Raw genomic sequence first — 24,241 nt, 5'->3', positions numbered from 1 at the left:
CTATTAGATAGTATAACATATTTAAGGACGTCTTTTTTTCAAAAACCAAATTCCATAGCCAATCCCAAGTACCCCGATAAAACCAATCAACATAATCCTAGGGTTTAGAGTCGATTCATCACCCATAACCTCAACCTCTCGAATGTATGTGGCGTGATTTCCATAAGGGTCAATCACAACATAGACAACTTGATAGAATCCCTTTTCCATTTGAATATTGGAATCAAACACTCTTACTGTAAGACTCGAATCATAGACTAAACCTTCATATAAATTGTAGGGAATTCCTTTTTCAATGATTAAGGATTTAAATTCCAGTTTTGGTTCAGTTTTATTGACCACATAAATCGATACCTTTTGGATGGTTTGATGACCACTTTGATCTTTAAGGGTATATAGGGCTTCATATGCACCTACGCGATCTAAATCGAGATCGGTTTCAATCAAAACATCCTCTATAAAGACAATACTATAGTTATCTGAGACTTTTAATATAATACTTTTTAGATCAAATACTTGATATTGATTGAGCGTAAGTTCGGACGTTTTCAAAGCGATTTCTGGTGGGGTTTCATCTTTAATCTCTAGTTCAATTGACAATACGTTTCCATTACCACTCATGTCTAAAGCGGAGATTGTGATGGTATAACTACCTTCTTTTGTGTAGTCTACGGTTTGATCATTGACATGCACAACGGGGTAAGCATCGTAATTATCTTTAATTAAAAAGTAATCGTTAGGTTCCCAAGGTGTATTGGGTTCGATTTTTAAGGGCTTTGTTTGAGTAATACTTGGAGCGTAATAATCCTTCACCTGAACTGTTGAATTGATAACCGTTTCGTTTCCAAATTCATCGGAAAGTACATATCTGATTCTATAGATACCGATTTGATTTAGATTAACTGCATTCGAATCTACAGTTATTTTAATTTTTTCTTTTGATGAGTAATTATCTTCATAGAGTAGTCCCCTCAAATAATCGACTTCTTTCGTAAAAACCGGTACCTCAAGTGTGGGGATTTTAGTCACAGTGGGTGGTATAGAATCGACGACTTTAAATGTGATGGTTTGAACCGATTGAATTTTGTACTTAGGTGAGTACACCCTATAATCTAAGCGATACGTTTTCGCATATCGCGTTTGAATTATCGATTGATATGTGAAGTTTACCCCATTTCGTTCATAGTAGATATTTGGATCATCATAAGGTGCACTCAGTGTCGCGTATGGTATCAACAAATAAGGTTCTAATGATTCCCCTAATGGAATTTCAACCTGGGTTTGATGCCAAGTAAAAGTTGGATTGCTTGCGAGAATTTGAAATGGTGTACATAACCAAAGTAAGCCGATTAGAGAACATATGTATTTCATAATATCACCCATTTAATACATACCATTTAAAGGGATTAAAAAAGAAAAACCGGCTAAATTAACTTAGCCAGTTTTATTACAATGCTTTTTCTAATTTTTCTTGTTGTTCTGTTAGGAATTGTCGTTTATAAAGTTCAAAGTAGGCCCCACGTTTTTCTAATAACGTACGGTGATTACCCTGTTCAATGATTTTTCCACCGGATAAATATACAATCCAATCGCTATTCACAATGGTTGATAATCTATGTGCCACAATAAATGAGGTTCTACCTTTTAACAAGTGATCTGTAGCGTTTTGAATGACTTGTTCGGATTCAGAGTCGATCGATGAGGTTGCTTCATCTAAAATGAGAAGTCTTGGGTCTGCAAGAATGGCTCTCGCAAAGCTGAGCAATTGTTTTTGACCTGTAGATAGTTTATTACCACCTTCACCAACTTCACTTAAGTAACCTTTGTCCATTTGACGAATGAACTCATCAGCACCAATTGCTTTCGCAGCTTCAATCACTTCTTCATCGGTCGCTTCTAATCTACCGTATCGGATGTTTTCCATGACAGTACCAGAGAAAAGATGAGGTGTTTGCAGGACGTAGCCTAAGCGTTTGTGTAACCAGTGCATACTTCTTTCTTTGTAATTGATGCCATCAATCAAGATTTCACCTTGTTTCGGTTCATAGAAACGGCTGAGTAAATTGATGATGGTCGTTTTACCAGAACCGGTATGACCTACTAAAGCAACAGAAGTCCCTTTTTTGACCTTAAGATTAAAGTCTTTTAGAATCACTTCATTCTCCAAATAATGGAATGTGACATTTCTAAATTCAACATCACCTTCGATAGGTTCCCAGTTTTCATATTTAGGTGCTAGTAAATCGCCGTATTTTTCAACTACTTCAGGACTATCGGTAATTTCAGGTTGGGTTTCAATCAACTGAATGACACGTTCAGCGCTCGCTTGTGCTTGTTGGAATTGAGCCAATATACGTGATATTTGCATGATTGGTTCAAAGAATCTAATCGCATACTCAATGAATGCATATAGGGTCCCAACTGAAATCGCAAGTTTCAATACTTCATTTCCGCCTTCAATCGAAACAAACGCAATCACGATATAAGAAATCATGAGCATGATTGGGCTAAAGATTGATTGGAAGAATATAGCTTTGATGTTCGCACGTCTGAGTAGTCCTGTCTTCGCTTGGAACTCATCGTAGTTTTCAGCTTCGATGGCTAAACTCTTAGTAGTTTTCGCCCCCATAAAGGATTCATTATAAGAAGCCGTCACTTGTGAGTTTACTTTTCGCGCTTCACGATAGTGGACTAAGATACGTTTTCTAAAATACCACGCTACGACAGCCATAAACGGAATCGCAATCGTAACGATTAACGCAAGACGCCATTCGAGAATAAACATAACAACTAGAATTGTGACCATTACCACAAAACTCCATAGTAAGTCAACTACACCCCAAGAGATGACATTGGCTAGTTTTCTAGAGTCTGAGGTCATTCTCGCCATGATCCAACCTTGTGGGGTTTTGTCAAAATACGAGAACGGTAACCGTTGTAAGGTTTCAAACGATTGTTTTCTTAGTTCGTAGTTTACAGCAACTTCGATCTTACCAGCTTGGTAAATGAAACCCCAAACGGATAGACCAAAACCGATTGCAACCACAAGGTTGATGATAATGAATGGGATAAGTGTTCCGAACTCTTTTTCTCTAAAAAAGACGTCGATTGCGTAACGGTTTAGAAGCGGTGTTACCGCATCTAACAAGGATAATATAATCACAAATGTGATCATCAAAAATACATTTTTCTTAGATTTAAACACGGTTTGAATGATTTTCTGCCATGTTTTTAAGTTGACTTTTTCGGTCTGAAAATCTTGTTCTTCGTAATTCATTATTTCGCCTCCTCTATTAACTTCATAAATTCGGCTTCGAGTTCACCTTGAATGTGCCATAGTTTTTGATAGAGACCAGGTTTATCCTTAAGTGTTTGATGGGTACCGATATCGGATACAGTTCCATTTTCTAAGACGATAATTAGGTCTGCTTCTTTGGCTGTGGTAATTCTGTGTGTAATGATTAAAGTTGTTGATTTCGAGTCCTTTGTTTTTAAAGCACTACGAATCATCATGTCGGTTTCAGTGTCGACCGCAGATAAGGAGTCATCGAATACTAGGATTGGTTTTTCTGCAACCAAAATTCTCGCAATCGCAACGCGTTGTTTTTGACCACCCGATAAAGTCGTACCACGTTCACCAACGACGGTATCATAGCCTTTTTCAAAGGTTGCAATGTCTTTTTCAATCGCAGCTATCTGTGCTGCTTTATACACATTTGACTTTTCTACGGATGGGTTTGAAATCGCAATATTATCATACACTGTTTTAGAAAATAAGAATGGGTCTTGTAAAACGATGCCCATGTGTTTTCTCAAATGGTGTTTTTCAATTTCTTTGATCGATACACCATCCATGAAAATATCGCCAGATGTGGTTTCTAACATTCTACTTAATAAGTTGATGATGGTCGTTTTACCAGACCCAGTTCGACCAATAATCGCAACTGTTTGTCCTGGTTTAACGTGAAAACTCACTCCGTTCAAAAGATTGTTGTTGCCATCTTTGAATTTGAAATGAACATCTCTAAACTCAATTTCGCCTTTAATCGCAGGGGTTTGTGTCCCGTTGACTGTGAATTCACTTGGTTTTTCTAATAATTCATAAATACGATGGGTCGCTACTAAAGTGCGTCCGAAATCACCGATCATACGACCGAGACCACGAATTGGCCAAATCAGCATCCCTAACAACATCAATACAGCGATGATTTGTCCGCCTGTAATGACCATGTTTTCTCGTACAAAGATAACACCAATAACGATGGTAACTAAGTACTGTGTGATTGCAACCATATCTGAAAATCCCCAATACCTGGACGAGACGGTTTGGAAATGTAAGAATTGGTCGCTATATAATTTGTTTTGTTTTTCTAGTTTGTCAATTTCAAACTTTTCGTTCGCAAATGCTCTAACGATACGTGAGCCACTGAGATTCTCTTGAATCACGGTCATCATTTTCGCTTCAGTTTCTTCAATCACTTTAAACGATTTGTCAACTTTCTTAAAGTACCAAATCGAGGTCACGGCCGAAATCGGCACCATGCCTAACGCAATAAACACCATAGTAGGACTGATGGCATAAATTTGGATTGCTCCAAAGGTAATGGTTGCCATAAGTCTGAAAAATTCTGGTAGGCGACTGGATAAAAATCCACTCATAGCTTCGATATCAGAAGTGACTCTTTGAACAAGGTCACCCGTGTCTGCATTATTGTGAAAACTGTAATCTAAGGACTGAATGTGATTGTATAAACGATCTCTTAAACGTTTTGAAAGGTTTTCTGAGAATCGGCCTTGAGCATATTCTTCTACGAATAATAAGCTAAAGCGCAGTGCTTGGTATAAAACCATTGCAACTGCAACAATCATAATGATTTGAATGATACTTTCACCCTTACTAAAGATATCTAACATAAACTTAGGCAAGTTTGCAGTAGAGGTGCCAATGTCGAGAATATCGATGATATATTGGGTGAACAGCGGTACGTAAGAGTAGGTGAAACGATTGAACATGACGACAATGATGATAAAAATTAACCAGCCATATAAACCTTTGGCGGTTTTCAATAATTTTATTAGTCGCATAAAAAAAGCCCTCCTTCCGTCCAATTATTAAGTATACTTAATTATCTTTAGATAGTCAACGTCTTAGGGCTTTTTTTGGCTAATTCATGAGATTTTAGAAGATTTCAAGATTCCTTTGAATTTCTTGTAATCGATTAGATACCATTTTCATGACTTGAGTACACTCTTTATAACGGTGAGCATGCGTTAAGTGTTCAATATAGTGTGTAGATGCAAGTTCAATTACTGGTGTGTTGTAATAAAAATCACTCTTATTACCAAGAACACTCTTTAAATAGGTTTCAGGGCATTTATCAACATAGGTCGCACATAGAAATTGCTTATAAAAAGTTTCTACGGGCGAGTCGTAATCATGTGAATCCAAGATAGATAATAACGTTTCTAACTGTTCCGTTTTGTTCACTTTATGACAATATAACGCATGAACTAGTGGTGGTATATCGGGTTTAAATTGTTCCATGTAATGGTTTAATTTGAATGTTTTATCGTTAAAAAACCAGTTCATCATTTGAAGCGATTGATGTTCTTTCGAAGCGTCAAAACTCAACACGTGTTTAAAGAAATTTTCATCTTTTATATAAGCACAATGCTTAATATATTCCATTCTTTTTTCAGTAGATTTTCCATACAAATTAAAGAATATGTACATTTCTTGTAGTTTTAAGAAGATTTTAGTCACATAATGTTCGTTTTTAGAACATAAAGCTAATTTGAACATCAATTCGTATAACCATAAATCGATTTTGACATGGACAAATTCTTTTTTATAGATAATGTTTAATAGGTCTGCAGCTTTGAAGTATTCATGGATCTGAATGTAGTATTCCGATACAATTAGTAAAAAGATGGCTACTTCAATTGGCTTCATGGTATCGATTGAGGTAATCAGTAAAGTGATGTTTTTCTCTGAGTTACCATAAAGTCTCTTTTTAATATCTACTGCTAATTCAATGATTTTACTCTGAAAATCATCCCGATACTCTGTCACATCTTTGAAATTAAGGTTGCCATCCCCTAAATCCAAATAATAGTCCAGCAAGTCTTCATACCAACGATTCATATCTTGAGAGACTTGAAAAATCGTTTCTTCAATATTCAAATCTTCTAGAATTCCTTTGATGTGGTTTAAATTCGCTTTGATCTGATCGTTTTCGAGTTTACTAATGAAGGATTGAGATACACCAGCTGCTTGAGAGACATCGAGTAAAGTCTTATTCTGCTCCTTTCGTGCGAGTTTTAGTGTCGCTCCAATCTTAATATTGGGCTCCTCATCCTTAAATAGTTTTTTGTTGGCTTTTTCCAACAATTTCATGTGGTTAATACAAATTCATTCCCTTCCTGTATTTTATATAAATAATACCATATTTCGAAAGATTTAAGAAATATTTTTTTGACAAAAAAAAGTGATTTCTTAAACGAAATCACTTTCTCTTATCTTTAAATTTACACGCATCAAATAATGGACACGTTACGCACTTTGGATTTTTTGCTAAACAATGATATCTTCCAAAAAAAATCATCTGATGATGTACCTTTAACCAGTGTTCCTTTGGAATTTTCCGATTGAGCTTTTGTTCGATTTGTAATACTGTGTCGCCTTCTTTTGCTAACCCTAAGCGAACAGATATGCGCGCCACATGGGTATCAACAGCTAGTGCTGGAATACCAAATGCATTTGAGATTACCACATTGGTAGTCTTCCTACCCACCCCAGGAAGCGATTCGAGTTGATCACGTTTATCTGGTACTTCACCTTGATATTTCTCAACGAGTATTTGTGATAAAGCAATGATATTCTTCGCTTTGTTATGATATAGCCCAATGGTCTTAATGATTGATTCAACATCACTTAAGTTCGCTTTTGCTAATGACTCTGCATTTGTGTATTTTATAAATAATGGTTCAGTGACTTTATTTACGGCTTTATCGGTTGTTTGTGCGGATAGGACTACTGCAATCAATAATTCAAATGGGTTAGCGTAGTTTAGTTCAGCTTTCGCATCCGGAAACATTTGATTCAACGTTTCTAAGAAAAAGGGGATATTCATTTGATACCCCTCATTAATTTGTCGATGGCTGCTTTTTTCTTATCATCTAATTGAGTTGGTTGTAAGTCATCGCTTCGAAGAACACGGTCAAGATAAGAAACGGTCTTCTTATGGTGGTTAAGTGCAACTGCAATCGCATTTTCGATTTGTGCTCTCGTGAAACTTTCTGTGAACCATTCTTTAATCATTTCTAAGTCAAATGAAGATAACGCACGATCAAATGCTTTCTCAATGGCTTGAATCACATAAACAATATCGCTATCCTGTTTAATTTCTTTTTGTTGATTGATTTCTGTTTCAAATATGGCTTTTATTTTTTCAAATAGAGGATCTAGACTGAATACTTCTTTTTCCTTACCATCCGATTTTAATTCGAGTTCTGTATTAAGGTAACCCTTTTGGATCATTTCGGTGAACAGCTCTCCTGTTTTAGAAACAGAAAGATTCAATGTTTTAGATAACGATGTAATCGAAACCGTGTTCTTCTTTTTTTCAATTAATGTAGCAAGGGCTGACAAAAGAACCACTTCGTCCGATTGGAGACCTAGTTTAGTTTGTTCTTTTAAAATGAGTTTGTGAATATTGAGATACCCTTCTTCGATCATCTTACGAAACATAGATTACTCCTTCGCGAGAATATTTAAAGCTTCTCTCGCAGCGTTTTGTTCAGCTTCTTTCTTAGTCCTACCCACACCAATACCAAGTGTAATATCATCCATTCGTACGGATACTGTAAACACTCGGTCATGGGATGGTCCACTTTGAGCTTCTAAATGATAAGAAATATTTCTACGGTCTGTTTGAACCAATTCTTGAAGAGTAGATTTGTAGTCTTTAATGACAACTTCATCCAAATACGGTGTAACGATTCGATAAAACAGTGCTTTGGCTTCATGAAATCCTTGATCCAAAAATACTGCACCAAAAATCGCTTCGAAAGCATCCGCAACAATGGATGGATTCAAGCGGCCATTCGAAAGTTCGCCACCTTTACCTAAATGCAACTCTTTCGAAAGATTGATTTTTCTTGCATAGTGGTTTAAAGCTTCTTCACAAACCAGTTGGGCACGTTTTTTAGACATTTCGCCTTCTGATGGGATACCTTTGTGGTAAAGGTAATCGCCCATTAAAAGACCGATAACGGCATCACCTAAAAATTCTAGGCGTTCGTTATCTGGACTGTTGTGTTCATTTGCATAGGACGCGTGCGTGAGCGCTTGCGTGAGTAAATCTTTGTTTTTAATCTCGATACCGAGTTTTTGTTCTAACGGACTAATTGGAATCACTGCTTTCTTCTATTTGGATATCTTTTAAGGCAACTTCTACTTTTTCAACAACTTGATTGGATACAAATTGTCTAGCTTGTCTAATCGCATTCTTAAATGCATAGGCATTACTTGAACCATGGGCTTTAATGACTGGTGCTTTAATACCAAAAATCATCGCACCACCGATTTCGGAAGCATCCATACGTTTTTGGAAACGTTTAAGGTTCTTTCTCATGAATAAATAACCAATCTTACCCATTAGGCTAGACTTAATTTCTTCTTTGAGCATATTACCCATTCCTTTAGCGGTACCTTCCATCGTTTTCATTAAAACGTTGCCAGTATAGCCATCGGTTAATACAATATTCGCTTCTGTGGTTAATATTTCTTTACCTTCGATGTTCCCAAGGAAGTTAATCTGTGGATTTTCTTTTAGAAGTTTAAAGGTTTCTTTTTCGAGTTCTCGGCCTTTACCTTCTTCAGTACCAATATTCATAAGGGCAACTGTCGGTTTTTCAACACCTAAGTATTCTTTAGATACAACTGTAGCATAAAGGGCAAGTTCTAACATGTGTTCAGGACGTAATTCAATATTCGCACCAACATCCAAAAGTATACGACCCTTTTGGTCAATCGAAGGGATAATTGGAGCAAGCGCAACGCGGTGCATCTTTTCCATTCGTTTGATGACTAGATGTGCACCCACAATTAACGCTTGAGTTGGTCCAGCTGAAACTACAGCCGAGGTTTCACCGTTTTTAGCCGAATATAACGCTTTGACCATCGAGGAATCACGATGATTTCTGATGGCTTTCACTGGGTCTTTTTCACCCATCGATATCACTTCGGTCGTGTGAACGATGCTCACACGGTCGGTATGTTTTAATAAGGATTTAATTTCTGTTTCATTACCAAATAAAACGAGTTCAATGTCTGGATAAGCATCAAGTGCTAAATCACAGCCTTTGACAATTTCTAACGGGGCATTGTCTCCGCCCATGGCATCTATTGCTATTTTAATCATGAGTTTACCTCCCATTTTATCTAATTATAGCATTAAGCCTCTTTTTATAAAAGAGTCTGTTTTTAGGTTCAAACTATTCAAGGTGTTGAATGGTTCGATACGTTTGATTGGTCTTCTCGTTTTTTAAGATCCAAAGCGCTGCTTCTTTAGCTTTTAAGAATAAATCAAAGTCTGTACCGATGTCAGCATATTCAAATCGAATGAGTCCGCTTTGTCTGACACCAAGGAATTCTCCAGGACCCCGTCTCGATAAATCGTATTCCGAAAGTAAGAACCCATCGTTTGTTTTAGCAAAGAATGATAAACGTTCAATATCAGATTCATCTGAGATGACATAACAATGACTTTGAAGTTCACTACGTCCTACCCTTCCGCGGAGTTGATGTAGCTGACTTAGACCAAAATACTCACCATCAAAAATTACCATGATGGTCGCATTCGGCATATCGATACCAACTTCAACCACAGTCGTGGAAACCAAAATAGAACTTTCAGTATTATAAAACTGTTCAATCACATCGTTCTTTTCATTTGAAGACATTTTGCCATGTAACATAAATACCGCGTAGTTTGAAAATATCGCTTGGACACGTTCATATAATCCAATGACAGTTTCTCCACGATCTTCTGCATCAATCGATGGTGCAACGAAGAAGGCTTGATGTCCCAAATCGAGTTCTTTTTTCACATGTTCAAAAACAGCATGTTGTTGAGACTTTTGAAAATAACGGGTTTGGATTTCTTTTCTTCCCACAGGTTTTTGTTTGATGATTGAAACGTCCATATCACCAAATAACACAATCGCAAGTGTTCTTGGAATGGGTGTCGCAGTCAAATAGACGATATCAGCGATGCCTTTATTCTTTAAGGATTCTCTGGTTTCAACACCAAATCGGTGTTGTTCATCGATGATAACAAAACCCAAATCATGGAATACTACATCATCCGTGACTAAGGCATGTGTACCTATGACTAAGTCAATTTCACCCCTGAGGATTTGTGATTTCAGAAATGCTTTATTTTTAGTAGCCCCAGTTAAGAGTGCTACATTTAAATCTTTGAATAAGGTTTTAAAAGTGTTGTAATGTTGTTCTGCAAGAATTTCTGTTGGAGCCATCAATGCACTTTGGTATCCCGCTGTTTTAGCACCCATAATACCAATCGCAACGACAATTGTTTTTCCTGAACCAACATCGCCTTGGATGAGGCGTTTAGTTGGATAGGGTTTCTTGAAGTCTCTAAAAATATCATTCACTGCGTCTTTTTGATCTTGTGTCAATTCATAAGGGATGGTATCGATAAAGGATTTGACTTGTTCTAGATTGTATTGCTTAACTGGTTTGGTGTCTTTTTCTAACAATAGTTTTTGAGACATCATTTTATATTGGAATAATAGAGCCTCTTCATACTTCAATCTAAAGTATGCATCTTTAATGTCTTTGTCTGATTCAGGTAGATGGATTTTGTGTATCATCTCTTGTCTAGAAATTAAACCTTCTTCCATGATCAACTTAGATGGTAATGTTTCATAGATGGTGATTAGTTTTTGATCTACGATTTGTTTTACGAGTTTAGTGATTACTGAATCATAAATTGGATCTAAATTGTACACAGGTTTAAAAGAACTCTCAAGCGGTTTTAACAATATCGCACTCGCAGTGATGAGTTTTTTCTTTTTATCAAACTTTCCCTTAACTGTAATAGATAGTTCTTCAGTTAAAGCGTCTTTTAAATATTCACGTCTAAAAGCAACCACTTTGACTTTTTCATTATCCACTAACATATTAAAATGCAATGACTTTAAGTTCCCACGGTGATTCACAATTTTGGGTATGTCGATGACTAATCCTCTTACTGTAATCTCGGTTTTGTCTACGGCTAATAATAAAGAATCCTCTTCAAAGGACTGATATTTAACTGGAAACCGCATCATTAAGTCATAAGCGGTATAAATACCATGAGAATGAAATTGTATTTCGAGTGCCTTACCGACACCTTTGAGATCAATAATTCTTGTCATAATTAGAACCCTTTATAAAGTCATTTATATACTTAATGATACCACACTTAGGGCAACAAAAAAGGGATTACTCCCTTGATTTTTTTTGTAAATATAAATCTGCGAGTGCAATCGCAATCGCATTTTCAATAACAACCACTGCACGTCTCGCGATACAAGCATCATGTCTACCTACAATTTGAAGAGGTTTAACGGATTTAGACTCGAAGTCGAACGTATCCTGCTTTAGGAAAATACTTGAAGCTGGTTTGACAAATACTCTAACAACTAAGTCATTACCATTAGTAATACCACCATTTAAACCACCATTATGATTGGTCTTGGTTTTACCACTCTCATCGATGATTTGGTCATTAAATTCAGATCCTTTTAATTGAATCCCTTTAAAACCAATTCCAAATTCAATACCTTTAATTGCTGGGACTGAAAAAACCATATGGGCTATCTTCGATTCAACTGAGTCAAAGAAAGGTTCGCCAATACCAATTTCTAGTCCTGAGACTTTTACTTCGACAATGCCACCAACTGAATCCAAACCTTCTGAGATAGATTTCAAATACTCATCCAGACCATTCATATCGGTGAGGTCACCGACTTGAACGAGTTTCGATTCAAACTTCGCAGGTATAAGCATCTTAGCAAAAGCACCTGCAGCAACGATTCCAGTTGTTAGGCGTCCAGAAAAATGTCCGCCGCCACGTTGGTCTGCGAAACCTTTATATTTCACATAACTGGTAAAATCTGCATGCCCAGGTCTAGGTTGTTTCAAGAGATTTTGATAATCTTCACTCTTCGTATTGGTATTCTCAAACAAAATGTGGATAGGTGCTCCTGTGGTATACCCCCGATATACACCAGAGAGTATTTGTGGTTCATCCGCTTCAATGCGTTTGGTCGTACCTACCGCACCTGCTTTACGTCTTGAAAGATCATTTAGAAGTAAAGACTCGTTAAATGAAATACCGGGTTTCATACCATCGACGACGACACCGACCGCTTTACCATGAGATTCTCCGTATATATTTACTGAAAATAATGTGCCGAAATGATTCATTTTGTCATCTCCTCAACTAGGGTGTCAAACGCTTCTTTAGATTCATCGATGTTACGATCAAACCAAATCGATTGTGCTTTCATCGCTTGACCAACTAACATGGTTGACCCGCCTATACCAAAACTTGCGGTTTTCATGAGTTGGGTCTCTTTAGGGTTATAAATCAAATCAATCGCGATAACCGTTTTGTGAGCAACCGCCATTGTAACAGGCATTTGTTCGACCCGAGGTGTCGTTCCAATTGGTGTCGTGTTCACGAGTATATCGATTTTAGGTATTAGGTCTAGTACGTCGTAATTCGCTACAAGTTGAAATTGATCACGAACACGTTCTTTATCACGAGAAACAATTACAGATTTAGCGCCCAAAGATTTAAGTGCGTAGTTCACTGATTTTGCTGCTCCTCCAGACCCAAGTACATAAACCACTTTTCCTTTTACCTGTACATGGTATAACGACAAAAGTTTTAGAAAACCATAATAGTCGGTATTATCCCCCACTAATTCATTTTCAATCATATAAAGAGTGTTAACTGCACCAATTTCTTTTGCTACATCGGTTAAGCGATCACAATAATGAATCACTGCTTCTTTATATGGTATTGTGACATTAAGACCTTTAATTGATCCTTGTCTCAACTGATTGATTTTACCAACCACATCAAGTTCAGTTTCACAATCAAAGATGTCATAGGACAATCTGTACCCATTCATCTTAGCAATCCCCTCATGGATTTTCTTTGATAATGAATACTCTATATTACGACCAATCAGTCCAAACTTATTCATAATGGTCCTCCTGGTACGCTTTGGAAATGTCTAGTATAGATTTTAAAAACGATTCATAATACGCCTTCAAGGAATCATCATTAAAACGAGAAAGGTTTTTTTCAATCATTTGAGCCTCACGTATTGAATCTAAAACCGGCAAATGGTTTTCAATCTTATGAGATAGAACATCCATAACTGCATGCATACGTTTTTTAAAAAGTTCAGCAATTTGTTGATCGACATCATCAATAATGATTCGAGCTTGTTCTAGTTTATTCATAAGATATCACCCCTTTTAGTTTAACATAATCTTCAAAGAATGTAGGGTAAGACTTATTGATTGCCTCAGCACCTGTGATGCGGATCGGTCCATCTGTTCTTATCGCTGCGATAGCTAAAGCCATCACGATACGATGGTCATTCCATGAATATAAGTTCATGTTAGATTTGAATTTTTTAACACCTTCGATAATCATACCATCCTTAGTCTCACTAATCTTTGCCCCCAGTTTTTTTAGTTCTGTTGTGATGGCTGTAATACGGTCAGATTCCTTAATTCTGAGGCGAGAAGCGTTAATTATATAAGATGTACCATCTGATAAAGCGCATAACACGGCCATTATTGGACCTATATCGGGGGATTGCGAAAGGTCAATTGTAGAACCATATGTTTTGCTTGATTTTGGCTCTATCACGCCATTTTCAAATTTTATATTTCCACCCATTTTTCTTACGAAATCTAGTACTTTTTCATCTGCTTGATGGGTGTTTTCTTCCAATTTGGTAAGTCTCAAATTTGCCCCTAAAATGCCTGCAATAATGTGGAACGCTGCTTGTGAAAAGTCACCTGAAACTTCATATGTATTTTTTACGTATTTTTGATTTCCAGGTATAAAATAGCCTTGATCTATTGGGATGATTTTGACTCCGAATTGATTTTGGATTGATATCGTCATATCGACATAATCCTTTGATTCAAGAGGGGTATCTAAAAGTAGTTTTGAATCACCATTTAGTAGTGGAAGAGCATATAATAGACCAGTGACAAATTGACTAGAAATGTGACCTGAAATTCGATACTCACCAGGTACCATTTTTCCCTTTATTTTGAGGGGCAAATTTTCACCAAATTGCTGATATTCAATGCCCATTTGGTCAAATACCCTTAAATACTCAGAAATGGGTCTTTTTCTGAGCCCGGGTTTACCATCAAAGGTCACTTCAGACTCCGCCAAAAGTGCAACTGGTACTAAGAATCTTAAACTTGAACCTGATTCATTTGCAAACAATACTTCACTTGGTTTTTGAATCCCGTTCGACTCAACAACTAATCCTTCTTCTGTCTTAGTAATTGAAACTCCAAGTGCTCTTAGCATTTGGATTGTAGCTTCTGTGTCTTCAGATTCTAATGGACGTTTGATGATACTACGTCCGGTCGCTAATGCGGCTGCGATCAAGGCTCTATGTGTAATGGATTTACTTGGTACTACTTCCAATTCACCCTCACTTAAGGGTTTGTGAATTATAACATTCATACAATACCTCCTTCGTAACAGGAGTGATAACCGAATTCCCAATAGACTTAAGGAAAATCATATTTAATTCTCCTTGGATATTCTTCTTGTCATAAAATACATCTTCAATTAAAGGAATAGGTTTTGCATTATATAACCCTAAATCGTATTTATCTAGTATCAGTTTTAGTGACTTCCGAATTGATTTTGGCGTTATTCCTATTTTTTCACCAATCTCTAAGGCAATTAACATACCTTCTGCAACCGCGAATCCATGGGCAATCTCAAAATCGCTTTGCTTTTCTAGTGCATGCCCAAAGGTATGGCCAAAATTGAGATACATACGTTCTTTTAGATCAAACTCATCCATCTCTACGACTTTCTTTTTGACCAACAGTGTTCTTTCAATCATTTCAAGCGTTTTTATTTCCCCATTGAGCAGTTTATCAAACAGGATGGTATCACCTATACAAGCAGATTTAATGACCTCAGCCATACCATTTTTATATTCAAAATCAGATAATGTCTTTAAATAGTTAGGGTCTATGATTACCAATTTTGGTTGATAAAAGGAACCAATCATATTTTTAGCTTTATGGCTATTTATAGCGGTTTTCCCGCCTATAGAGGAGTCTACTTGTGATAATAATGTAGTTGGAATTTGGATATAAGGTACCCCTCTATAGAGTGTTGCAGCTACAAATCCACCTAAATCACCTACCACACCACCACCAAAAGTAATGAGAAGGTCCCCACGTTTCATTTGTTTGTCGAGTAAGGTTTCTAATACATACTCGTAGACAGACATCGACTTCGAGGATTCTCCTGCTTCAATAACCACAAATTCTACTATAAAATCCGAGAGAACATTTTCGAGTGAACCACCATGTTTCCCATACACATTTTTATCAGTTAAAACAAAGATACGTTTTCCTTTATACCACTTTTGAATTTCTACGGATAACTGTAAAATCGCACCATGGTCTAATAGTATATCGTAACTATGATCTTTCAATGACATTTCTATACGCATTAGAATGTACTCCTTTTTTTAGTAGATTGGATGAAGAGTTTTGCTAAAGCATCCTTATCATTTTCATTAAGGGCTTTCTTAATCTTATCAAGTTCAAGTTCGAATTGTTGGATTTCATCAATCAGAATGGATTTGTTTTCGAAAAATAGTTCTGTCCATAAAACTTCGTTGATCATCGCGATGCGAGTAAGGTCTCGAAATGAGTCACCAGTAAAACTTGAGGTTTCTTCATATCGATCACTATTCACTAAGGCTACAGCCATAGCGTGAGGCAACTGGGATGTGAAACCAATCAACTCGTCATGACGAATGGGTTCAATGATTGTTATCTTCTTAAACGATAAATCCTTACCTATTTGACGAATGATTTCAATTGCCTCTGGTGTTGACCTTCTTGAAGGTGTAATTAAGTAATTGGCGCCTTTGAACATATGGTAATTAGCATGTTCAATCCCACTGGTTTCTCGTCCTGCCATTGGGTGATGGGACACATAGATAACACCTTCTGGAAGTATTGATTCAATTTGAGGAATCATCTCGACTTTAGTACCAGCCACATCGGTAACGATTTGTCCGGGTCTAAACAGGTTTAAATGGGTTTTAACAAATTCCACATTCAGTTGAGGATAAAAACCCAAAATAACCACATCCGATAAGGTAAGATATTCTAATCCTGCCTTTTGGATGTAGCCTCGATCAAGTGCAATTGTTTCTGATTGTTTGGTTCGGTTATAACCGTACACTTCATAACCTTTTTTTGTTAAGCCTTCAGCGTAACTTCCCCCAATGAGGCCCAATCCCGCAACAAAGACTTTCATTATATTTTTTTATCAAGCACTTTGGATAGCTTAGTCAATTCTTGCATCATGTGATCAAATTTCTCAAGTTTCAAGGATTGTGCACCATCACTTAGGGCATGTTCAGGATCAGGGTGTACTTCAACAATTAAACCGTCTGCACCGACTGCGTAACTAGCCATTGATAATTTTTCTATCATCGAATATTTACCGGCTGCATGAGAAGGGTCAATAATCACTGGGAGATGTGATAATTCCTTTACAGCTAGGACTGCACTGATGTCTAATGTATTACGTGTGTATTTTTCAAAGGTACGAATACCTCTTTCACATAGGATGACATTTTCATTTCCAGATGCCATAATGTACTCAGCGCTCATCAACCATTCTTCAATGGTAGAAGAAAGACCTCTTTTTAATAAGATTGGTTTTTTGGTTCGTGCGCCTAATTGTTTTAATAAGTGGAAGTTTTGCATGTTACGCGCACCGAGTTGATAAATATCGACATAGGGTTCAAATGCTTCAATCATATCTTCACTCATAATTTCAGACACAACTGCTAAGTCGTACTTGTCTGCATCTTCACGCATAATCTTTAAACCCTCTAATCCCATACCTTGGAATGCGTATGGACTGGTTCTTGGTTTAAATGCACCCCCACGTAAGATACTAGCACCCGATGCTTTAACAGCTCTTGCAATCTCCTCTGTATTTTCAAAAGACTCAATCGAGCATGGTCCAGCCATGACGACAAATTGATTTCCACCGATGAAGATATTTTCTCTAACCTTAATGACTGTATCTTCTTTCTTGAAGGAACGGCTCGCAAGTTTATAAGGTGTCGATACACGAGTAACTTGGAAGACACCTTCAAATGCTTCTAGGTCTGTTGGGTTTAAACTCTTTGTGTCACCAATGATACCAAAGACGATGTTGGTTTCAGACGAAGCGTCTTTAATCCCAAAACCTTTGGCGACTAAAAAATCTGTAATGCGTTTGAATTGTTCTTTTGATGCTTGGGGTTTCATTTGTACAATCATGGTATTCTCTCCTTTAAAAATAAAAAATCCTTAGGAATGTCCTAAGGATAAGAAGTTCATCAATTAGCACATTTCCTATTATGTTCACCAATAAAAAGGAATGTGTTTGCATTCCTTTAAATATAATAGTAATAATAGGAAAATCTAATTTGAGTCTTTAACATTTAAATCATGCCTTCTTTTTGCAATTATATTATCATAGAAATCATTCAAATACAATCTATTTTTGAATATGTGTGATGTAGGACACATAATGGTTAATCAAAATAGCATGCCACTTGATCGATTGAATTTCAAAAGTGTCCTCGTCCTTGTACCACACCCAGGATGGTTCCCAATAGTTGTGCTTAAGCGTTTTATGTAAATATTCTACACCGGCATCTAATACATTTTGAGGTATCCCATAGTTATCTTCATCTAAAGGGAAGTCGAAAGGCATCGTTGCATACCCTTCCCACTTCTCAACAGGGTCAATTGCCTGTTGAATACTATCAAATAGCTTTTCTTTAAACGATTGAAATAAGACAGGCTCTACAGTTGTATCTTTCAATGCGTGATAAAGTCTTGTTAAAACGATTAGATCATGTTTTTCTAAAGTGGTTTCGACTAAGAATTGATTGACAACCTCTAAAGCCATGTTGTATGCCTTCTTGTATGTTGAAGAACGCTTTGAAGATAAATGTAACATCGATGCGAGAATGCTTGCGGTTGGGTTAATACCAACCGGTTTTTGTGGATCGTGCATCCACCATACGGCGCAAGGATAATCATTATTACTTGGAATCGTGGATGGCCAACGGTCGTTCACGAGGGTTAGGTCTAAATATTTAAATGCGCGTGTAACGAGTTCTTTTGTATAAGGATCGATGTTTTCATAACGGTACCCCACATCACATAATGTTTCGAGTGCTACTGAGGTTTGGAACGGAGATGAATTGGGATTGATGGAATCCGGTTCTAAACCATGACCAAAACCACCATCCTTATTTTGAAATATAGAAAGTGCATAGCTAACCATTTCTCGTTCATCGGATTCGAATAAATAATTAAATATCGCAACCTCTAAGTCGCGGCCTTGACTGTATACCTTATTTTTAAAGCTTTCTAGGTTCATAATTTAACTCCTTACGAAAAAAGCACTTATTTCGTGCTATTTTTCTTTAATAGATCTCTAATTTCTTCTAAAAGTTGAATGTCTTCAGGTTTAACAACTGGTGCTGGGTTTGCTTTTGCTTCCGCTTCTTTTTGAAGACGTTCTGCTTCAGCTAAACGTTCTTTACGAACTTGTCCTTTTACAATTTGAATGATGACTATATAAACGAATAATGCAATAATCAAGAATTCAAAAATGACTTGAATGAAGTTTCCATACTTCATGGTGGCGTAAATAGGTACGTTATTAACGTCCACACCTATTTGACGAATTTCCCATACTAAATCTTTAAAATCTGCTTCACCCAATAGGGCTGCGATAATTGGGAATAGAATGTCATTAATCATGGAAGTAACAATTTTTCCGAAAGCGGTAGCCATGATAACCCCAACAGCAAGGTCTAATACATTCCCTTTACTAATAAATGCTTTAAATCCTTTAACGAATTTCATTATATCACCTCTATATAGCCCATTATATCACTTAAATGGTCAATTATAATGGCATTTGTAGATTTTAAACGCTCTTTCGATTGATGTCCACCAGAATACAAGATGACTTTAATACCAAGTGCTTCTGCGACTTCTGCGTCGTGTATGGTATCCCCGATGTACAAGCATTGTTTGGGATCAATACCCGTATCATTCATCAATTGTATACCGCGTGCTACTTTACCTTGTCCTTTGATATTATCTGTTCCAACAATATGTTCAAAGTATGTTTCGATACCTAACACTTTAACTTGTTCCAATAGATTGTTCGTTTCAGAGGCAGACAAAATAATGTTTTTAACGCCCATATTCCGTGTCATCTTTAGAACATCGATAACACCTTCATGAATTCGACATTGAAAACTAGATGGTTGATACTTTTGGATGAAATATTGACTGAGTACATCAAAACTGACAGTATCGAAGGATAAACCTGCTTCAATATAGTAATCTTTGATTGGAAAACCAAATATATTCTTATAGGCAGGTATATCAATTCTAGGTTTGTTTTGTTGTTCAAGCATATCATTTAGTAAATCTAAGCATAAAACCAGATCATCCAAAATAGTTCCGTTGAAATCCCAAATTAGGTATTTTATCACATTTATTACCTCTATTTTTACAGTATATTAATATGCATATTTATATTTAAGTATTCTTTTTTTGTTATATTATCACTTATAAATAAAACCTTCTCTAAAGAGAAGATTGTTTATTTCTTATTTGTGATAAGGATGACCCTTTAAAATTTGAAATCCACGATAGATTTGTTCTACTAAAATGACTCTCATCAATTGATGTGGAAATGTCATTTTCGAAAACGATAACAAATAATTACAACGATCATAGATTGCTTGAGTAAACCCGTAGGACCCCCCAATAATAAACGTAAGGTCTTTCTTTTCATAAGTCATCCAGTGATCCAATTTCAGTGCGAACTGTTCTGATGAGATCATTTCACCTTTGATTGCGAGACCGATAACAAAATCTTGAGAACCAATTTTACTCAATATCCGTTTTTCTTCAATCCCCATCCCTGTGATCTCTTTCTCATCTTGAACTTCTACAATCTCAAAGGGATATGGCATCTGCTTAATATAGTCATTCATCGCTTCTTTTAAATAGGTTTGTTTCATCTTACCAACGCAAACGAGTGTTATTTTCATAGTTCAATAACCTCAAGAGGTGTTTGTGAAGCGTAATACACTTTTAATGAATCTAGAGATTTTTGATTCGCTTTTAACACCGTTTCGTAAGTGGTTTTAATCTTATCTAACGAATTACACTCATCCGATATATGAGCCATTATGATACCTTTAGTTCTAGGCCCCATCATCTTAGATAAATAATAAGCAGAGTCCTCATTGGATAAATGTCCACGTTCTGTAAGAATACGGTGAATGGTTGGATAAGGTCTATTTGAGTTTTTTAGCATGATTGGATCATGATTCGCCTCAAAATAATAGAAATCGCAGTTACTTAGTGGTTCAATTAAAGTTTCTCGAATATAACCTGTATCCGTTACATAGCCTAGTTTTATGTTACTTGTTTCGAATATAAAACCGAGCGGTTCTGCAGCATCGTGAGATAACGGAATTGGGGTAATGGTCATCGATCCTAGTTTAAAAGGTGAGAAAGCTTCAATGATCCGAACACTGTCGACAAATTTGTCATTGTCCAAATATTTCATTGATTTGGCTGTTCCGTACGAGGTATACAGCGGTACTCTTATATTACTATATAAAGTTTCCATACCTCGAATGTGGTCCACATGTTCATGGGTTATTAGTACATGCGTTAAATGTAAAATATTTATATTTTCGCTTAAAAAAGCATTGCTTAACTTCTTAAAACTAATGCCCGCGTCTACTAAAATCCTTAAATTTTCATGCTCAATATAAGTGGCATTCCCACTGGATCCACTCGCGATAGAATAAAGTTTCAAAATATCACCAAAACTATTATAACATGAAGCCTAAACCAAACGCCTAATATTTCATATTAAAGCTTTTGTGTGAGATTGTGAAAACACATAAAAACGATTGCAAAGCCCTTACATGTGTGTTATATTAATAGTGCTTGTGATTAAAATTCAAGGAGTGAACATTGTGAATAAAACTAATCTCATTAAGAAATTAGCTGCACTTGTCCTATTAACGACCTTTGCAGTGACGCTTGCCGCATGCGGTAGCAAATCCTTATCCACACCTTATGGAAGTGTAGGTAATACACCTTACTTAACAGGGGCAGGATACAGCATTACAGAAAAAGATTTATACAATGAAATGCGCTTAAGTAGTTCATCTGTCTTAGTTGAAGAAATCGAAAAACTTCTATATAAGGCTGAACTTGCATTAGTTGATGCAGAACCTGCAAAATATGCAGAAGACTTAGTAAAATATGCGAACGAAGCAATTTTCGGTTCATCCGATATCGAAGCATTAAAAAAACTAGATGCTACGACTCTAAGTTCAAAAATTGCGTCCTACATCGATTCATTCTATCTAGCAGAATCCAATACTGCTTTGGATCCGGTTGCTGATTTCGATACTACCGACTTCGCTGACCACGATGCAAAAATCTTAAACTTCTATAAATTGAACGTGGCTAAGAAAATCTATGCTAAAGAACAATTATTAAAGGATGTTAAGGATAAAGATGCATCAAGCTACATCAACATCGAAAAAGATTTAGCTACTTATTTTGATAACAACGTCAAGAATCAATATGATATGAGCGCAATTACAATTCGCTTTGTCAACTTGAATGAAGCTAACGCGACATTACGTAAATTCAACATCAAAACATATAGAAACCAATTATATGTTATTGCTGACCCAAGAGGCAACACTCCGGTCGAAGGTAAAGCTAAAGAAGTCTTAGACTCTCTTGGTATCTTCCAATACAGCAACATAAGTGATGCTGACTATCGTAAATACTATGACAAGTATCAAATCGATCCAAGTGTATCCGCTGGTTCAAACGCTGACGTAGCACTTGATGAAAACGAAACACTCGTAAAATTCTTAGAAATCTACAACTATATCTACAGTTACCGTGATCAAGTTAATACAAATTACACTGTTGAATCTATTTTAGCTGATTTAGACAACTTACCGTTTACTAAATCCTATGAAGATTACACAAACACAAGCCTACGTAGTTATGTATATACGACTCTAGGAACCGAAGATGGCGACACTAGATTCTCCGCTAACCCTCGTTTAAGTGGTTCAAACTATTTCTTAGTCTTCAAACTACAAGGCCATGATGAAGAAATTCAACAATGGGTAGATGAAGATAACAAGTTCATCGTGTACAAAAACACTGGCGAACTTACTGAAAAAGCCCAAGAAATCTTCGATAAGATTGTAGAATCCAAATTAACTACTACTTATATTTCTGCTAAAGCAACTGAAAGAATCAACAAAGCTGACATCGTGATTTATGATGAATTAGTTAAACTTTATATGGCACAATCCTATAAAGATGTTAAATTAACTTCTAAATCCAGCAAAACTTTAATTGCTAAAGTTGGCGACGATGAAATCACTGTTGATGCATTCTATGCTAAGTTAGAACAAAGACTAGGTGTATCTGTTGCGATTGATATGGCAATTAGACAAACCTTAAAGAATACTGAAAAATATACTAGCACAATCACCTCTGAAAAGAGAGCTGAATACCGTAAGAATATTGAAACCATCATCAAACAATTTGGTCAAGACTACTACGCATCTTCTGGTTATCCAGCATCGATGGGTAGAAAGAACTTCTTAATGTTAGCATTCCGTGCTGCTTCTATCGATGAAGCAATCGAAAATGTTTACGTTGCATCTGCACTTGAAGAAGCTTACCTAAAAGATATTGAAGGTATCTATGGCGATACTATTTATGAAAAGTTCGCAACTTACGCTAACAAACTCAGAGACCGTTTCTTCTCATTATCTTCATCTCATTTACTTGTATATGTAGATATGGACGAAAACGATACTCCAGATGATCCAGCTGAATACTTCGAAACGCTTGATGCAACTGAAAAAGCTGCATTCCAAGCTAAACTAGTCGAATTCATGAATAAGATCAATGACCGTGCAAGAGATTATTCTTCTCTTACAACTGGTATGAACGCTATTGTTGAAGAATTTAACGCATCCGGTCGTATTGGTAATTCTGGTTGCACAGTTGCACCACTTGACCCAACTCCAGAATGCAGATGGGCAGAATACAAAGCTTTAGGCTTCAACCTTAAGTTTGAAAACTTACCTGCTATCAACAACAACACCAATATTACAGGTTCAACTTCTGCGCTAGATGAAAAATTCTATGCTGGTGCACTTGAAGTATATGCTGAAGTTAAAGCAATCTACGATGATGAAAAGACTTTCCCTAGCCAATGGTTAGTTCCAACCGTTGCAGACTACGATGGTATCCTTGAATCCAGCTTCGGATGGCATATGATTTTATCCACGGGTGGTGGGGTTGCAGTAAGCTCTAAGTTCACTAAAGAAGATGACACATTTGCTAAAGACGGTGACCAATACAAGATTTACGAACACATTGAATACACCGATGCAAATGATGTTAAATACTATCTAGATGCTTACAGCGATACAGATGCAATCTCAGCTAACCAAGTTCAAATCTACTTAAATGAAAAAGATTCTGAATATGGTGTTGAAAACTTACCTACAGCTGTATCCAATGCAATCTCAGCTTATTTCGCTCCAATCCATGAGAAGTTTACTGGTTCTCAAAATCAATTGAACATGCTTTACAGACTATTCAACAACGGCGGTTTCACTTTCGCTAATGCAGCTAATACAACTAAGGCACAAAGATTGATCACAATCAACCAATCTCAATTCTTCTCTTATGTAACTGATAACGAAGAGTTCCAAGCAGTATACGGTGATTGGTTTACAGATTTCTAATTTAAACTTA

At 36.5% G+C, this 24,241-nt stretch carries 22 protein-coding genes; 1 reads left to right on the top strand and 21 read right to left on the bottom strand.

The window, feature by feature from the left end; genetic code table 11:
- Positions 1–21: 21 nt before the first annotated feature.
- The 21 genes from N7603_RS01765 to N7603_RS01665 form a co-directional block, all read right to left on the bottom strand.
- Entirely contained in the window at positions 22–1,371 is a 1,350-nt protein-coding gene (locus N7603_RS01765; RefSeq protein WP_262095604.1) for a DUF5011 domain-containing protein, read from the bottom strand.
- 76 nt (positions 1,372–1,447) lie between these two features.
- Complete coding sequence (locus N7603_RS01760) at positions 1,448–3,277, bottom strand: ABC transporter ATP-binding protein (protein WP_262095603.1); 1,830 nt, start codon at positions 3,275–3,277, stop codon at positions 1,448–1,450.
- Complete coding sequence (locus N7603_RS01755) at positions 3,277–5,085, bottom strand: ABC transporter ATP-binding protein (RefSeq protein WP_262095602.1); 1,809 nt, start codon at positions 5,083–5,085, stop codon at positions 3,277–3,279. Before N7603_RS01755 ends, N7603_RS01760 begins: the two co-directional genes overlap by 1 nt.
- A gap of 94 nt (positions 5,086–5,179) precedes the next feature.
- Positions 5,180–6,397 (bottom strand): helix-turn-helix domain-containing protein, encoded by a 1,218-nt coding sequence (locus tag N7603_RS01750; RefSeq protein WP_262095601.1) that lies wholly within the window; start codon positions 6,395–6,397, stop codon positions 5,180–5,182.
- 109 nt (positions 6,398–6,506) lie between these two features.
- Positions 6,507–7,133, bottom strand: coding sequence for an endonuclease III (gene nth / locus N7603_RS01745; RefSeq protein ID WP_262095600.1), 627 nt, complete (start codon positions 7,131–7,133; stop codon positions 6,507–6,509).
- The gene (locus tag N7603_RS01740) at positions 7,130–7,750 is read right to left on the bottom strand and encodes a DnaD domain protein (protein WP_262095599.1); all 621 of its coding nucleotides are present in this window, start codon (positions 7,748–7,750) and stop codon (positions 7,130–7,132) included. Before N7603_RS01740 ends, nth begins: the two co-directional genes overlap by 4 nt.
- Before the next feature lie 3 nt (positions 7,751–7,753).
- Positions 7,754–8,419, bottom strand: a complete 666-nt coding sequence (gene rnc, locus N7603_RS01735) for a ribonuclease III (protein WP_262095598.1) — start codon at positions 8,417–8,419, stop codon at positions 7,754–7,756.
- Positions 8,406–9,425 (bottom strand): phosphate acyltransferase PlsX, encoded by a 1,020-nt coding sequence (gene plsX / locus N7603_RS01730; protein ID WP_262095597.1) that lies wholly within the window; start codon positions 9,423–9,425, stop codon positions 8,406–8,408. Before plsX ends, rnc begins: the two co-directional genes overlap by 14 nt.
- Positions 9,426–9,498: 73 nt before the next feature.
- The gene (locus N7603_RS01725; RefSeq protein WP_262095596.1) at positions 9,499–11,445 is read right to left on the bottom strand and encodes an ATP-dependent DNA helicase RecG; all 1,947 of its coding nucleotides are present in this window, start codon (positions 11,443–11,445) and stop codon (positions 9,499–9,501) included.
- Between the two features lie 67 nt (positions 11,446–11,512).
- Positions 11,513–12,499 carry a chorismate synthase gene (locus N7603_RS01720; protein WP_262095595.1) on the bottom strand — a complete coding sequence of 329 codons (987 nt, stop codon included), beginning with the start codon at positions 12,497–12,499 and terminating at the stop codon, positions 11,513–11,515.
- Positions 12,496–13,287 (bottom strand): shikimate dehydrogenase family protein, encoded by a 792-nt coding sequence (locus N7603_RS01715; protein WP_262095594.1) that lies wholly within the window; start codon positions 13,285–13,287, stop codon positions 12,496–12,498. The genes N7603_RS01720 and N7603_RS01715 overlap by 4 nt, the downstream gene beginning before the upstream one ends.
- A complete protein-coding gene (locus tag N7603_RS01710) occupies positions 13,280–13,549 on the bottom strand; it encodes a chorismate mutase (protein ID WP_262095593.1) in 270 nt (89 codons plus the stop codon). The genes N7603_RS01715 and N7603_RS01710 overlap by 8 nt, the downstream gene beginning before the upstream one ends.
- Positions 13,542–14,804, bottom strand: coding sequence for a 3-phosphoshikimate 1-carboxyvinyltransferase (gene aroA / locus N7603_RS01705; protein WP_262095592.1), 1,263 nt, complete (start codon positions 14,802–14,804; stop codon positions 13,542–13,544). The genes N7603_RS01710 and aroA overlap by 8 nt, the downstream gene beginning before the upstream one ends.
- Positions 14,773–15,816 carry a 3-dehydroquinate synthase gene (gene aroB / locus N7603_RS01700; protein WP_262095591.1) on the bottom strand — a complete coding sequence of 348 codons (1,044 nt, stop codon included), beginning with the start codon at positions 15,814–15,816 and terminating at the stop codon, positions 14,773–14,775. Before aroB ends, aroA begins: the two co-directional genes overlap by 32 nt.
- Positions 15,816–16,634: a prephenate dehydrogenase gene (locus N7603_RS01695; RefSeq protein WP_262095590.1), complete on the bottom strand. Its 819-nt coding sequence runs from the start codon at positions 16,632–16,634 to the stop codon at positions 15,816–15,818. The genes aroB and N7603_RS01695 overlap by 1 nt, the downstream gene beginning before the upstream one ends.
- Positions 16,634–17,653 carry a 3-deoxy-7-phosphoheptulonate synthase gene (gene aroF, locus N7603_RS01690; RefSeq protein WP_262095589.1) on the bottom strand — a complete coding sequence of 340 codons (1,020 nt, stop codon included), beginning with the start codon at positions 17,651–17,653 and terminating at the stop codon, positions 16,634–16,636. Before aroF ends, N7603_RS01695 begins: the two co-directional genes overlap by 1 nt.
- Positions 17,654–17,873: 220 nt before the next feature.
- Entirely contained in the window at positions 17,874–18,767 is an 894-nt protein-coding gene (locus N7603_RS01685) for a hypothetical protein (protein WP_262095588.1), read from the bottom strand.
- Positions 18,768–18,793: 26 nt separating this feature from the next.
- Positions 18,794–19,258, bottom strand: coding sequence for a large conductance mechanosensitive channel protein MscL (mscL, locus tag N7603_RS01680; protein ID WP_262095587.1), 465 nt, complete (start codon positions 19,256–19,258; stop codon positions 18,794–18,796).
- The gene (locus tag N7603_RS01675; RefSeq protein WP_262095586.1) at positions 19,258–19,899 is read right to left on the bottom strand and encodes an HAD family hydrolase; all 642 of its coding nucleotides are present in this window, start codon (positions 19,897–19,899) and stop codon (positions 19,258–19,260) included. Before N7603_RS01675 ends, mscL begins: the two co-directional genes overlap by 1 nt.
- Before the next feature lie 117 nt (positions 19,900–20,016).
- The gene (rlmH, locus tag N7603_RS01670) at positions 20,017–20,463 is read right to left on the bottom strand and encodes a 23S rRNA (pseudouridine(1915)-N(3))-methyltransferase RlmH (RefSeq protein WP_262095585.1); all 447 of its coding nucleotides are present in this window, start codon (positions 20,461–20,463) and stop codon (positions 20,017–20,019) included.
- A complete protein-coding gene (locus N7603_RS01665; RefSeq protein WP_262095584.1) occupies positions 20,460–21,242 on the bottom strand; it encodes an MBL fold metallo-hydrolase in 783 nt (260 codons plus the stop codon). Before N7603_RS01665 ends, rlmH begins: the two co-directional genes overlap by 4 nt.
- A 163-nt stretch (positions 21,243–21,405) precedes the next feature.
- Between N7603_RS01665 and N7603_RS01660 the strand changes: the two genes are divergently transcribed.
- Positions 21,406–24,231: a hypothetical protein gene (locus N7603_RS01660; protein WP_262095583.1), complete on the top strand. Its 2,826-nt coding sequence runs from the start codon at positions 21,406–21,408 to the stop codon at positions 24,229–24,231.
- Positions 24,232–24,241 lie beyond the last annotated feature (10 nt).

This window comes from Paracholeplasma vituli, assembly GCF_025446935.1.
In the GTDB taxonomy this organism is placed as follows: Bacteria; Bacillota_I; Bacilli_A; order Acholeplasmatales; family UBA5453; genus Paracholeplasma; species Paracholeplasma vituli.
The sequence above is the reverse complement of the archived record's forward strand: the minus strand, read 5'-3'. Positions and strand labels throughout refer to the sequence as shown.